The sequence below is a fragment of the Campylobacter concisus genome (assembly GCF_002092845.1).
GTDB lineage: Bacteria > Campylobacterota > Campylobacteria > Campylobacterales > Campylobacteraceae > Campylobacter_A > Campylobacter_A concisus_AQ.
This window is the reverse complement of record NZ_LVXF01000001.1, coordinates 218765-231910: the sequence shown is the minus strand read 5'-3', so window position 1 is coordinate 231910 and position 13146 is coordinate 218765. Positions and strand designations below refer to the sequence as shown.

Below are 13146 nucleotides of genomic sequence, written 5' to 3'. Positions count from 1 at the left end.
ATGGCTTCATATTCAATGGGCGATCTAAAAAAAGGGCTAAAGATCGAGATCGATGGCGTTCCTTATAAAATCGTAGAATATCAACACGTTAAACCGGGCAAAGGTGCAGCTTTTGTTCGTGCGAAAATCAAATCTTTTATCGACGGAAAAGTGCTTGAAAAGACTTTTCACGCAGGCGATAAATGCGAGCAACCACATCTTGAAGAAAAAGAGATGCAGTATCTTTATGATGATGGTGAGTATTGTCAGTTTATGGATACGGTTACTTATGAACAAGTTGCTATTAGCGATGAGGATGTGGGTGATGTTAAAAAATGGATGATCGATGGCATGATGGTTGAAATTTTATTTCACAATGGCAATGCGATCGGCGTTGAAGTGCCACAAGTAGTTGAGCTAAAGATAGTTGAGACTCCACCAAATTTCAAAGGTGATACGCAAGGTGGTAAAAAGCCAGCTACTCTTGAGAGTGGTGCGGTTGTTCAGATACCATTTCACGTACTTGAGGGCGAAGTTATTCGTGTGGATACAGTTCGTGGCGAGTATATCGAGCGTGCAAATAAATAAAGCAGCTTAATCTTTTTTACTAAATTTACGTTTAGTAAGCCTAATGCTTAGCTAAAGTCACTATTTAAAAAGTATTGGCTTTAGCAAAAACTTCATTTCTACATTGTAAAATTTCAAACAGTGTTAGCTTAGAATACACAAAATTTTATATTTTATAAAAATCCAAATATAGTCAAATATCAGCTCATAAAATCTTCAAAAATTAAAAAAATATATAAAATAATGAAAATTTTTAACGAGATAAGCAAATGTTTTAACTATAAAATTTTTTATATTAGGATAGTAGAACCGTAAGTCAAAAATAGGGAAAAACGAGACGGTTTCCCGTCTCGGTAGCTAGCATTAAGCCGACTTTTCTTTAAGATGTTTGTTTATAAGAGTTGTGATCTCTTCACCGTGAGGAAATCTCGCTTCTTCATTTCCGATGCGATCTTTCTTAGAAAATATAACATCTCCATCAACCTCGACGATGAAATTTCCACCATCACCTATAACCTTTTCGACTCTTGCATCACTAAAGTTCGCTTTTATTTCATCTTCTACACGAGAAGCTACCGGACGATAGTTTCAAGAGTTGCAGTAAATAATTTTTACTTGCATGCTCTGTCCTTTCTTGTGAAATAAGCCAATATTATATAAAATTTTACTTAACAAATAAAACATATTACTTGAAAGGATAAATTTATGAAAAAAGTTGCTGTGATTTTAGCTGAAGGATTTGAGGAGATAGAAGCACTAACTTCTGTTGATGTTTTACGTAGAGCTGGAGCGATAGCTTCTATTGTTGGGCTAAATGACGTAAACATCAAAGGGTGTCACAATATATGCGTAAAAGCCGATGTGACACTTCGCGAGATGAAAGAGCTAGACTACGATGCGATCGTCCTTCCTGGCGGACTTCCAGGAGCTAGCAATCTAGCAAACGATACAAGGCTCAAAGCAATTTTGCAAAATTTTGATAAAAGCAATAAGCTTATTTGTGCCATTTGTGCTGCTCCTATGGTGCTTGAGAGTGCTGGTGTGCTAAAAGATCATTTTGTTTGTTATCCAGGATTTGAAGAAAATGTAAGAAGTGATAAAAGGGGCTATGATAACGGTAAGAGTGTATTGAGGGATCAAAATATTATTACAGCAAAAGGTCCTGCTTTTTCAATGGAATTTGCACTTTTTATAGTTAAAAATTTACTTGGCGATGAAGCCTATCTTCAAGTAAAGAATGATTTACTTTATAAATAGCTTATAAAGATAAAATAGTTTTTTATTTAATTATTCTTTTTAAACTTAAGATTAGATTTTGTTTAGTGATAGTTATAAAAACTCTATATATACGAGTTTGTAGCTTTTAAGAATATTTTTCAAAAAAATATAATAAATTTTTGATTTTTTACATCTTTTTGACGAAAATTAGCTATTATCACACTAACCGAATAAATCGGTAATTTTTTTAAGGAACGCTCCTGTGAATATTTATGTAGGAAATTTGTCGTATAGAACGACAGAGGCAGAATTAAAGGAAGCCTTTGCGCAATTTGGTGAAGTAAGGCGAGCAAAAATAGTAAAAGATAGAGAAACTGATCGCTCAAAAGGCTTTGGCTTTGTTGAAATGGACGATGCAAATGAGGGACAAAAAGCTATAGACGCACTAAATGAAAAAGAACTAGGCGGACGTACTTTAAGGGTAAATGAGGCCAGACCAAGGGATTAATGACTATTTGCCACCAAATGGTGGCATAGCATCCCGCATAGCTCCTACGCCTAGTGGATTTTTGCATGCTGGCAATGCTTATAACTTCATCCTAACTTATCTTTTGACACGTTCGGCAAGTGGCGTTTTGCACTTACGTATTGATGATTATGATCTTAGTAGATACCGGCAAGAATTTGTTCAAAATATCTTTGATGTTTTAGAATTTTTGGAAATTGATTACGACAAAGGTCCAATTAATGTAAGTGACTTTGAACGTAATTTTAGCTTTAAAGTAAGAGCTAAAAGATACGAAGATGTACTTGAAAAACTAGATGAAATTTATATCTGCGAATGTTCAAGGACTACAAAAAATGCCTACATAAACGGCATTTATACTAAAATATGCAAAGATAAAAATCTAAAATTTATAAAAGACAATACTGCTATTAGACTAAGCGTGGATGAGGGCGATCCTCTTGGTAAGCTTGTGGCAGAGCAAATGGGCGATTTTGTGATATACAAAAAAGATTTTACTCCTGCTTACAACTTTGCAAGCGTGATAGATGATGAAGACATGGGCGTAAATTTGGTTGTTAGAGGTGAGGATCTAAAGGCTTGCACGCTAGCTCAAAGATACCTTGCAAAAAGGCTAAATTTTGGCTTTTATAATGCTAATTTTATTCATCATAAGCTACTTTTAAAAGATGGCAAAAAGCTCTCAAAAAGCTCAAAATCACCGCCAATTAATCTAAAAGATAGCCCGCAAATTTATTATAAAATTTTAGCAAATGATCTTGGTTTAGATATAAAATCAGCAGACAAAATCCAAAATCTACTTTACGAGTTTAAGCTAAAAAATATTGCAAAAAATTTTTGCAAAGTATGAGCTAAATTTATATTATATATGCAGTTTATCCCCGCCTTAATATTTTGCTTTGATTATTTGAGCCTTGTCTCAAAAAATGCATTAAAAAGCGAGTTTATGCCTTGCTTTGTAAATTTCTCAATTATCTTTTCGATCTGCGGTTTTTCTTGCCAAACTGGCTCATCTACGAGGCTCATTTTAGCTAGCTCGTTTTGAGCGTCTATGTAGCTACCAAGGCTATCAATTAGCCCCATCTTTAGGGCGTTGTGTGCCAAAAAGACTCTCGCATTTGCCCACTCATCTTTTTTCTTGATATCTAAATTTCTAGCCTCTGCCACGTCGCTTACAAATAGCATGTAAGCGTCATTTACGAGCCCTTGCAAGCTCTCACGCTCCTGCTTGCTCCAGCTCCTCATAAAGGTGCCAGCCTCTTTAAATTCGCCAGCCTTCACCACCTGCTCGCTCACACCTAAATTTTTGGCTAAATTTTCGATGTTTGCCCCTTGCATGATGACGCCGATCGAGCCTATGAAAGCGCCCGGGTTTGCTACGATAGTGTCGGCATTTACGCCAGCGTAGTAGCTACCACTTGCCATGTTGCCAGCTGCGTATGCGAGCACTTTTTTGCTCTCTTTTAGCCGCTTGACCGCCATGGCTAGCTCCACGCTAGGACTTAGCGCACCGCCTGGGCTGTCGATGTAGAGTAGCACGCCTTTGATGTTTCTGTCACTTCTTGCTTTTTCGAGCGCATCTAAAATTTCGCTTGTATCCATTATCGTACCAGTGATATCTATGCGGGCTAAATTTGGCTCTTTCATCTTACCATCTGGCGCAAATACGAAAAATAAGATGAGTAAAAATATGAGCGCCTTAAAGTAGTTGTTGATAAATTTAAAAATTCCCAAAAATCCTCTAAAAATAAGTCTTAAAATTTGCAAATTTTGCCTCCGATATATAGTTTTTTAGCCTCATTTGTATGAAGTATGAGCTGAAGTATTAGCTCGCTATCATCGCACTCTAGGTCGTTATAGACGGCAAGATCGGCCGCTCGTCCTGCCTTTATTTCGCCGTTATTTGTTCTAAGCGCTTTTGCTCCACCATGCGTTGCAGCGACAAAAAGCCTAGTGGCAAGCTCGTTTAGATCAAGGCTCGTGTGGGTAAATAGGGCAGCTCTTAGCTCATGCCAAAAATTTAGGCTGATATTTGAGCTAAGGCCGTCTGTGCCGATGTTCAGACTGACATTGTTTTTGAAAATTTCTTTTAAATTTAGCGCCTTTTTACCAAGTAGCCTATTTGAAACGGCGCAGTGCGTCACGCTGTGATGAGGCTTAAATTTAGCAAAATCGCTCACATAAACGCAGTGCGTAAATAGCGTATTTATCTCACGAAACATCTCAAAATAGCCCTCTTTATCATACATAGGCTTTGGATCTGGGCTAAATCTTAAAAGATGCTTTTTAAAGCCACCACTGCTATGCTCTAGCCACTGCTTTTCAGCCTTGCTCTCTAAAAAGTGCGTGCTAACTAGCAAGTCATCCTTTTTGGCTATCTCAAGGGCGGCTTTGGCTAGCTTTGGGTGCACAGAGTAGGGTGAGTGCAGTGAGATGGCTGGGGTAAAATTTTTATTTTTATAGCCCTTTGTTTTTTCTAATTTAGCTAAGAAATTTTGCAAATTTTGCTGAACCATTTGCTCGCTTGATCCTAAAATTTCACTAAAAAGCACGACTTTTAGCGGACTAGCGGCTAAAATTTCAAGCTCCGAACCAAAGCTAGATATCTCGCCAATGGTGCAAACTCCGCTTTTTAGCAGTGATTTTATAGCTTCATTCATTGCTTTTTTAGCGTCCATTTTGGCTAGCTCGCTCCCTTTATCGATGATAGAGCCAAGCCACTTTATAAAATCGCCATATTTTAGTGTGCTAACGTTTGAGCTAAATTCCAAATGAACGTGTGTATTTACGAACGCTGGGGCGATCACGCTATCACCAAAGTCGCAAATTTTAGCCTCTTTAAATTTCTTTTGCGCCTCTTTTTCACTTGTAATTTCTAAAATTTTATCATCATCGATGACTAGACAAGAATTTCTTAAAATTTTTGGATTTTCTCCGCCAGTGATGATCTTTTTTGCTTTTAAAATTTCCATTTCTAGCCTTAAATTTTTGTTATTGTAGCGAAAATTTAGGAACGAAAATGTATAATTTGGGCTATTTAATCAAAAAGGAGTGACATGGATAAGAAGCTAAAAATAATGGTTATCCAAGGCCCAAATATCAACATGCTTGGCGCTAGAGAGCCAGGAATTTACGGCGTTATGAAGATGGAGGATATCCACTCTCAAATGAAGATCGTTGCCGATCAAAATGACGTTGAGATCGAGTTTTTTCAAAGCAACCTTGAGGGCGAGCTAGTTGATAAGATCCAAGAGTGCTTGGGCGATGCTGACGGCATCATCATAAACCCAGCCGCTTACACTCACACCTCTATCGCTATCCGTGACGCGTTAAGTGCGGTTGCGCTACCAGTTATCGAGGTGCATATCAGCAACGTTTATAGAAGAGAAGAGTTCCGCCATAAAAGCCTCATCGCACCAGTTACAGCAGGCCAGATCGTAGGCTTTGGACCAGTTGGTTATCATTTGGCGATGATAGGCATGCTTCAAATTTTTGAGCAAATCAAAGCAGTAAGAGCAAATCAAAAAGCACAATGAATTTCATCTTAAAGGACGAAAACGCCGTATTTTACGAGTGCGGCTACAGCTGCGACAATGAGTTTTTGCTATGCGTTGATGGCGTGAAATACTTTTTCACGGATGCGAGGTATTATTTCGAGGCAAAAAGCTGCGTAAATGCAGGCGTGATCGTTCTTTTAGCTCAGAGAAATTTAATAAACGAGGTTAGGGCATTTTTAAGAAAGATGAAGCCAAGTAGCCTCGTTTTTAACCCTGATGAGCTAAGCTTAAGCGAGTTTAACGCGCTTAGCAAGGGTTTTAAGATAAATTTCAAGCCAAAGGCAAATTTCTCTAGGCTAAAGAGAATTTGCAAGAGCGAAGATGAGATAAAAATTTTAAAAAAAGCTAGCGAATTTGGAGCAAAATGCTTTGATGAATTTGCTAAATTTGTGCGTGAAAATGGCGAAGGAATGAGCGAAAAAGAGCTTCATTTTAACGCCTCGCTCATCTTTAGGCAAAAAAACGAGCTAGGTCTTAGCTTTGATCCGATCGTAGCGATAAATGAAAATGCCGCAAAGGCGCATGCGCTACCTGGGGATAAAATTTTAAAAAAGGGCGATTTGCTGCTACTTGATGCTGGGGTTAAATTTAATCACTACTGCTCTGATCGCACCAGAACTGCTTGCTTTGATGAAAATTTTAACTTCTCAAAGGAGCAAAAATTTAAAAACGCCAAAATGCAAGAAATTTACGAAATCGTAAAAGAGGCTCAGACTGTTGCGATAAAGGTCGCAAGAGCTGGCGTTAAGGCGTGCGAGATAGACCTTGCAGCAAGAAGTGTGATAGCAAGGGCTGGATATGAAAAGGCTTTTTTTCACTCGACAGGACACGGCGTGGGTGTCGATATACACGAGCTTCCAGTCATCTCAGCAAGGAGCGAAACGCTCATAAAAAAGGGTATGGTCTTTAGCGTGGAGCCTGGAATTTATCTAGAAAATGAATTTGGCGTGCGTATCGAGGACGTGGTGGTCGCAAGAGAAGGTGGGTGCGAGATTTTATGAGGCTAGCTGGAGCAAGAAAGATTGTTAAAAGCCGTTTTTGCCCTAGTTTTTTTCATAAAAGAGATGAGTTTAAGTATGAGGCGCTAGTTGGCATGGGTGGCAACATCGGCGATAGCGCAAAGAGGTTTGATAAATTTATAAGAGCGATTACAAGCGATAGCAGGTTTCATGTGGTTGAAGTCTCGCCGATCCTTATAAATGCGGCATTTGGCTACGAAGCGCAGGATGATTTTAGTAACGCTGTTATAAATTTACAAACATCTATGAGCCCTAGAAATTTGCTAAAAATTTTGGGGCACTATGAGAGTAAATTTAAGCGCGTGAGGACGTTTAAAAATGCGCCACGTACGCTTGATCTAGATATTTTGTATTTTAGTAAAAAAGTCTATAAGACGCCGCGCCTTATCGTCCCGCACCCGGGGGCTAGTAAGAGGCTTAGCGTGATCGTGCCACTAGGGCTTATGAGAGGTTAAAGGATATAAATGGCTACAAAATTTCATACTTTTACAGGTGAGAGCACCATTGAGGCTTTGAAAAAGGCTCAAGAAACGTGCGGTGAAAAGGCCATACTTGTTACAACAAAGCAAATTCAAGCCAAAACGATAAATAAAAAGCCGCTTTATGAAATTTTAGTAAGCGTCGAAGAAGACGACGTAAAGCAGCCCACAAAACCAAATACAAAAGCCATAAACTACGAAAATGCCTACTCTAAATTTAATAAAAACTATGAGCCTACTAAGCCAAAATTTGAGATAAAAGAAGAGCCGGCTAAATTTGAGGCAAAGACAGCGTCGCCCGAGCCTTATGACCCAAACGAGAGCGTGCTTTTAAATATCTCAGCTGCTGCAAAAGAGATAAGCACGATCGCAAATGTAAATATCGATGACGTCAAAGATAAAGAGTCGAGCATATCAAATGGCATGAATAAAAAAATAGACGATGTGGCAAAGCAAGTAAGCGTACTAAGCGAAAAAATAGGGCTCATAACTGACATGATCTGGGATGAAAAAGCCCCAAATCGCAACAATCTTTCGATCCCACCTGAGTTTGCAAGTATCTATAAGCTCGCAAAAAAAAGCGGGATGAAAGATGAGCATTTAGAGGCTATTATGCAAACGACGCTTGAAAATTTACCAGTCTCAATGAAGAGCAATCCAACCGCAGTAAAAAGATATTTCTACTCGCTTTTACGGAATATGCTGCCATGCAGAAAAGAGCCAAGCGATAAAAAACAACGTATTATGATGCTAGTTGGTCCAACTGGAGTTGGTAAGACTACGACTCTTGCAAAGCTAGCGGCTCGTTTTGCTTACGGCAATGAAAAGCGCTATAAAACAGGTATCATCACGCTTGATACATATCGTATCGGAGCGGTTGAGCAGCTATTTCAATACGCTAAAATGATGAAGCTGCCTATTCTCGATGTTATCGAGATAGATGACTTTCAAAATGCTATCAAACAGCTTAATTATTGTGATGTGATACTTATTGATACGACTGGAAATTCGCAGTATGACAAAGAAAAGCTTGAAAGGCTTGATAAATTTTTAAAGCATAGCGGCGCAAAGATTGATGTAAATTTGGTCCTTTCGGCTGGCTCAAAGGTTGAAGATCTGATAGAAATTTATAATGGGTTTTCATTTTTGGATATTGACACGCTGATAATCACAAAATTTGATGAGACAAAAATTTTTGGTAACGTCTTTTCGCTGATATATGAGACAAATACGCCGGTTAGCTACTTTAGCGTGGGCCAAGAGGTGCCTGATGATCTTGTGGAGGCAAAGAGCGAATTTTTAGTAGAGTGCGTGTTTGACGGCTTTACAAAGCAAAAGGCTAGCGATGAATAATCAAGCGCAAAAATTACAAAATTTAGTCCAGTCTCAAAGCAAGAGCAAAAATACGCATTTTATTGCGATAACTAGCGGCAAAGGCGGTGTTGGTAAGAGTACGATAAGTGCAAATTTAGCAAATGTTTTATCAAAAAATGGCTACAAAGTAGGACTATTTGACGCTGATATCGGCCTTGCAAACCTTGATGTCATCCTAAATGTAAAAATGGGTAAAAATTTACTTCACGTGCTAAAAGGTGAGTGCAGCCTAAAAGATATCTTGATACCTATAAATAAAAATTTGATCCTCATTCCTGGCGAAAGCGGTGATGAAATTTTGAAATTTAACAATCAATTTTTATTTGAGAGGTTTTTGGATGAGGCGAGCGAGCTTGATGAGCTTGATTTTTTGATCATTGACACCGGAGCTGGTATAGGCGGCAGTACGCAGCTGTTTTTAGAAGCGGCTGATGAGGTAGTAGTGGTGACCGTGCCTGATCCTGCGGCGATAACTGATGCATACGCTGTCATAAAGATCGTCTCAAGGTTTAAAAATAGTGAGCTTTTGCTTTTAAATATGGTAAAAAATGAAGTAGAAGCGACTAGAATTTATGAAAATATCAAACGCGTTGCTAATGCAAATATCGGGCCTAGCTTAAATTTAGAGCTTATAGGATTTGTGACTTCTGATAAGAATGTTTCAAGAAGTATAAAACAACGAACGCTTTTTACAGACGACGCTGCTTATGCTGAGCCTAGTGCCCAGATAAAACAGATAGCTTCGAATTTACTTTATAGGTTGGAACGAAAAGTGCTTAACGATGAGCAAAGCAGGAGCTTTGGGGGCTTCTTTAAGCGTTTGATAGAACAATTTTAATGGAGATTGAGCTTTGCGTGCAGAAAATTTTATAGCATTTTTTACGGTTTGTGGCTTTTTTGTAGGTATAGTTTTTACCTTGTTAAAGGTGAGTGAGCCTATCGAAATGCTTGTTTATACACTAGTTATTACTTTGTTTTTTTATCTTATAATTCACATTGTTATCATGAACTACATCGATGTAAAAAGGGCTTTAACTAAAATTTTTGACAAACAAAAACACGAAGAGATCGCAGACTATCTCATCTCTGAGCTAAATACTAGAGAAAAGCGTATGGAAAATATTATGGTAAAAATGACTGCTGAAAATTTTGATTCTGGTAAACGAAATGCACGAGTTAAAGCAAAAGCAGCTTAACGCTTATAAAAATACGATAAAAAAGGAACAAGACGAAATCGTCTTAAAATATATGCCAGCACTGCGTGCAATGGCGTTTAGGCTTAAAGAGAGGTTACCATCAAGCATAGATACAAATGACCTAATAAGCATTGGCGTTGAAGAGATGATAAAACTTAGCAGGAAGTATGACAAGGAGCAAAATGACTCTTTTTGGGGTTATGGCAAAAAGAGAATTTATGGCTCTATGCTTGATTATCTAAGGACGCTTGATGTTGTTAGCAGAAGCGATAGAAAGCTAGTAAAGAGCATAAATAGCGAGATAGATAACTATTTTAATGAATTTGAAGAAGAGCCAAGCGATGAGTATTTGGCCGAAAAGCTTAATGAAGATATTGAGAAGATAAGAGAGGCAAGAGGCGTTAGCGGTATCATTACTATTTTGCCAATAGACGAGCAAATGGAGCTAATTGGTCAAAATGATGTCGAGAAAAGCATTGAGAGAGAGGATCTCATTTTAAAAATAGAAGAAGCTTTAAAAGATTTTGACGAAAGAGATCAGATGTTAGTTCAGCTTTATTATTATGAAGAGCTAAATTTAAAAGAGATAAGCCAGATCATGAATATCAGCGAGAGTAGAATTTCACAAATTCATAAACGTTTGCTTGATCGTATTAGGCGTAGCTTGGGGGTTTAATGGCTGATATTTTAAGTCAAGAAGAGATAGACGCGCTACTTGAAGTTGTCGATGAAGACGGCGATACGAGTAATATCGAGGTCGAAGAGAGATCGCAAGGCGAACAAAAGCAGATTATTATTTATGATTTTAAGCGTCCAAACCGCGTTAGTAAAGAGCAGCTTCGCGCGATAAAAGGCATCCATGATAAGCTTGCTAGAAATTTAGCTAGTCAAATTTCAAGTGTGATGAGAAGTATTGTCGAGATCAGACTTCACAGTGTTGATCAGATGACTTATGGCGAATTTTTGATGAGTTTGCCAAGTCCAACTAGTTTCAACGTCTTTTCTATAAAGCCACTTGATGGAAACTGTGTTTTGGAGATAAATCCAAGCATTGCTTTTCCGATGATAGATCGTTTGCTTGGCGGAACTGGTGAAAATTTTGAGGCAAATAGAGAGCTAACCGACATCGAAGTAAATTTACTTGATGCGGTGCTTAGAATGATCATGCAACGTCTTAAAGAGAGCTGGTCGATGATAACTGATATGTATCCAAATGTGGAAGCTAAAGAGAGCAGTCCAAATGTCGTACAGATCGTCTCTCAAAACGAGATCGTCATCATGGTCGTTATGGAGATCATAGTTGGTGGCTCAAGCGGTATGATAAATTTATGCTATCCAGTCATCTATCTTGAACCGATACTCTCACGCCTTGCAAACAGGGACATTATGCTTGGTGAAACGAGTGCAAAAAAAAGTAGAAACAAAGAGCTAAAAACACTTATCGGACGAGCAGAAATTTTATATGAAGCCATACTTGGCAAATCGATCATTAGCGTAAATGAGTTTTTAAATTTAAAAGAAGGCGATATTTTAAGGCTTGATAGAGGAGCTGATGATAAGGCGATCGTTTGTATCGATAAAAAAGAAGTTTTCTTAGCTGAGGTTGGGCTTCATAGATTTAGAAAATCTATAAGGATTGAGCAGTTAATACGCTCTGATAAAGATGAGATCAAAAATATCTTAGAAAAATACGAAGAAGAGCGAAAAGCAAAGCTAATGGCGTATGAAGCTAATGAGCGCAAAATGGAAGAAGAGGACGACGAAGATGATGAATGATTTTTTTAATATATTTTCTAATGAATTAAAAGCTACTATCGAAGGACTTACGGGCAGAGCTCCAGAAGTTGGTGAAAGAAATGAATTTGATGCACCAACGCAAAATGGCATAAAGCCACCAGTAGTGATGGCCAATATCTCTTTAAGTGGCGACATCAATGCTAAAACAGAGATAGTATGCACTCCGGTTTTAATAAGTGCCATTAGCGAATGGATGATGGGCGAAGAGGAAATTTCAAAGAATGAAAATTTAGGCAGTGATGAGCTTGACGCCGCAAAAGAGATATTTTCAAACCTTTTTAGTGCCTTTAGTACATCTTTGGGTGCTCAAAAGGGCATGCCAAAGATAAATTTTGAAGTAATAAATGTAAATTTTTTAGATGAAAATTCTTCGCTTGATTTTAGTGTTTATGAAAAGCTATTTTTATTTAATGTCAAAATTGAAGACTTAAGCGAGCATATCGGTTTTGCTTGCGATCATTCGTTGATGAAATTTTTTGAGCCAACAAAGACTGAAGCACCAGCTGCACCAGCGAGCACTCCTCACGTAGCTAAGGGCGATTTTAGCGCTGAAGAGATGAGAAATATCGGTCTTATAATGGACGTTAGGCTGCCTATTCGTGTTCGTATCGGCTCAAAAAGAATGCTTTTAAAAGATGTACTTACCATGGATATTGGCTCAGTTATCGAGTTAAATCAATTAGCAAATGATCCGCTTGAAATTTTGATCGGCGATAAGGTAATAGCCCTTGGCGAAGTGGTAATAATAGACGGAAACTTTGGCATCCAGATCACTCAGATAGGCTCAAAACGCGAGAGGCTTCAACAGTTAAAATAATGAATAATGAATTAGTTAGTGATCTTTTAAATTTTCCAAACGTCTTAAAATATAAAAATAAAAATGTTACCTTCTTTGGCTCGGCTAGATTTGATGAAGAAAATTTCTACTGCAAAAAGGCTTATGAACTAGCTTACAAACTAAACGAGCTAGGATATGCCATCTTAACTGGTGGCGGGGATGGCATAATGAGAGCCGCAAACAAGGGCGCGTTTGACAGTGCAAAATCGCCAAGTATAGCCCTAAATGTGAGGCTTCCGTTTGAACAAAATACAAACCCTTACGTCACAGCAAAATATCTCTTTTCAAATTTAAGCCCAAGAAAATTTGCACTCACCGATCGTTCAGTCGCATTTGTCGTCTTTCCGGGCGGCTTTGGCACTCTTGATGAACTTTTTGAAATTTTAGTACTTGCTCAAGTTGGTAGCAAAAAAGTAAAAATTTTTCTTTTTGGGAGCGAGTTTTGGCAAGGGCTTGATGAGTTTATAAAAAATACGCTAGTTAGCCAAAAAACAATAAAAAAAGAAGATATAAATTTATACAAAATCACCGATGATTTAGAGCTTATCGCAAACGAAATTTTGACTATTTAAAAATAAGATATAAAATATCCGCTT

Annotated in this window: 17 protein-coding genes; 14 read left to right on the top strand and 3 right to left on the bottom strand. The window is 38.0% G+C overall.

What is annotated here, in order from left to right:
• Window positions 1–567, top strand: a complete 567-nt coding sequence (gene efp / locus A3854_RS01185) for an elongation factor P (protein WP_021090997.1) — start codon at window positions 1–3, stop codon at window positions 565–567.
• Window positions 568–909: 342 nt separating this feature from the next.
• Here the strand turns inward: efp and A3854_RS01180 are convergent, their stop codons facing one another.
• The gene (locus A3854_RS01180) at window positions 910–1167 is read right to left on the bottom strand and encodes a SelT/SelW/SelH family (seleno)protein (RefSeq protein ID WP_257639849.1); all 258 of its coding nucleotides are present in this window, start codon (window positions 1165–1167) and stop codon (window positions 910–912) included.
• 84 nt (window positions 1168–1251) lie between these two features.
• On the opposite strand from A3854_RS01180, the gene A3854_RS01175 reads away from it, so the two are divergent.
• The 3 genes from A3854_RS01175 (at window position 1252) to A3854_RS01165 (ending at window position 3140) form a co-directional block, all read left to right on the top strand.
• Window positions 1252–1803: a DJ-1 family glyoxalase III gene (locus A3854_RS01175; RefSeq protein ID WP_084040967.1), complete on the top strand. Its 552-nt coding sequence runs from the start codon at window positions 1252–1254 to the stop codon at window positions 1801–1803.
• 223 nt (window positions 1804–2026) lie between these two features.
• Window positions 2027–2272 carry an RNA recognition motif domain-containing protein gene (locus tag A3854_RS01170; RefSeq protein ID WP_009294719.1) on the top strand — a complete coding sequence of 82 codons (246 nt, stop codon included), beginning with the start codon at window positions 2027–2029 and terminating at the stop codon, window positions 2270–2272.
• Window positions 2250–3140, top strand: coding sequence for a glutamate--tRNA ligase family protein (locus A3854_RS01165; protein ID WP_084040966.1), 891 nt, complete (start codon window positions 2250–2252; stop codon window positions 3138–3140). The genes A3854_RS01170 and A3854_RS01165 overlap by 23 nt, the downstream gene beginning before the upstream one ends.
• A gap of 53 nt (window positions 3141–3193) precedes the next feature.
• On the opposite strand, the gene sppA is transcribed toward A3854_RS01165, so the two are convergent.
• Both sppA and mqnF read right to left on the bottom strand, forming a co-directional pair.
• A complete protein-coding gene (gene sppA, locus A3854_RS01160; protein WP_084040965.1) occupies window positions 3194–4057 on the bottom strand; it encodes a signal peptide peptidase SppA in 864 nt (287 codons plus the stop codon).
• Window positions 4045–5262: an aminofutalosine deaminase family hydrolase gene (gene mqnF, locus A3854_RS01155; protein ID WP_084040964.1), complete on the bottom strand. Its 1218-nt coding sequence runs from the start codon at window positions 5260–5262 to the stop codon at window positions 4045–4047. The genes sppA and mqnF overlap by 13 nt, the downstream gene beginning before the upstream one ends.
• Before the next feature lie 84 nt (window positions 5263–5346).
• On the opposite strand from mqnF, the gene aroQ reads away from it, so the two are divergent.
• From aroQ to A3854_RS01105, 10 genes are read left to right on the top strand one after another with little or no spacing between them, the layout of a single operon-like run.
• Entirely contained in the window at window positions 5347–5826 is a 480-nt protein-coding gene (aroQ, locus tag A3854_RS01150; RefSeq protein ID WP_084040963.1) for a type II 3-dehydroquinate dehydratase, read from the top strand.
• Window positions 5823–6848 carry a M24 family metallopeptidase gene (locus A3854_RS01145; RefSeq protein WP_084040962.1) on the top strand — a complete coding sequence of 342 codons (1026 nt, stop codon included), beginning with the start codon at window positions 5823–5825 and terminating at the stop codon, window positions 6846–6848. Before aroQ ends, A3854_RS01145 begins: the two co-directional genes overlap by 4 nt.
• The gene (folK, locus tag A3854_RS01140) at window positions 6845–7321 is read left to right on the top strand and encodes a 2-amino-4-hydroxy-6-hydroxymethyldihydropteridine diphosphokinase (RefSeq protein ID WP_012140119.1); all 477 of its coding nucleotides are present in this window, start codon (window positions 6845–6847) and stop codon (window positions 7319–7321) included. Before A3854_RS01145 ends, folK begins: the two co-directional genes overlap by 4 nt.
• 9 nt (window positions 7322–7330) lie before the next feature.
• The gene (flhF, locus tag A3854_RS01135) at window positions 7331–8698 is read left to right on the top strand and encodes a flagellar biosynthesis protein FlhF (protein ID WP_084040961.1); all 1368 of its coding nucleotides are present in this window, start codon (window positions 7331–7333) and stop codon (window positions 8696–8698) included.
• Window positions 8691–9557 (top strand): P-loop NTPase, encoded by an 867-nt coding sequence (locus A3854_RS01130; protein ID WP_084040960.1) that lies wholly within the window; start codon window positions 8691–8693, stop codon window positions 9555–9557. The genes flhF and A3854_RS01130 overlap by 8 nt, the downstream gene beginning before the upstream one ends.
• A gap of 13 nt (window positions 9558–9570) precedes the next feature.
• Window positions 9571–9915 carry a hypothetical protein gene (locus A3854_RS01125; RefSeq protein WP_021090750.1) on the top strand — a complete coding sequence of 115 codons (345 nt, stop codon included), beginning with the start codon at window positions 9571–9573 and terminating at the stop codon, window positions 9913–9915.
• Entirely contained in the window at window positions 9887–10591 is a 705-nt protein-coding gene (locus tag A3854_RS01120; protein ID WP_021090868.1) for an RNA polymerase sigma factor FliA, read from the top strand. Before A3854_RS01125 ends, A3854_RS01120 begins: the two co-directional genes overlap by 29 nt.
• Complete coding sequence (gene fliM / locus A3854_RS01115) at window positions 10591–11691, top strand: flagellar motor switch protein FliM (RefSeq protein WP_084040959.1); 1101 nt, start codon at window positions 10591–10593, stop codon at window positions 11689–11691. The genes A3854_RS01120 and fliM overlap by 1 nt, the downstream gene beginning before the upstream one ends.
• The gene (gene fliY, locus A3854_RS01110) at window positions 11681–12529 is read left to right on the top strand and encodes a flagellar motor switch protein FliY (protein WP_072594737.1); all 849 of its coding nucleotides are present in this window, start codon (window positions 11681–11683) and stop codon (window positions 12527–12529) included. Before fliM ends, fliY begins: the two co-directional genes overlap by 11 nt.
• Window positions 12529–13122, top strand: coding sequence for a TIGR00730 family Rossman fold protein (locus A3854_RS01105; RefSeq protein ID WP_084040958.1), 594 nt, complete (start codon window positions 12529–12531; stop codon window positions 13120–13122). The genes fliY and A3854_RS01105 overlap by 1 nt, the downstream gene beginning before the upstream one ends.
• Window positions 13123–13146 lie beyond the last annotated feature (24 nt).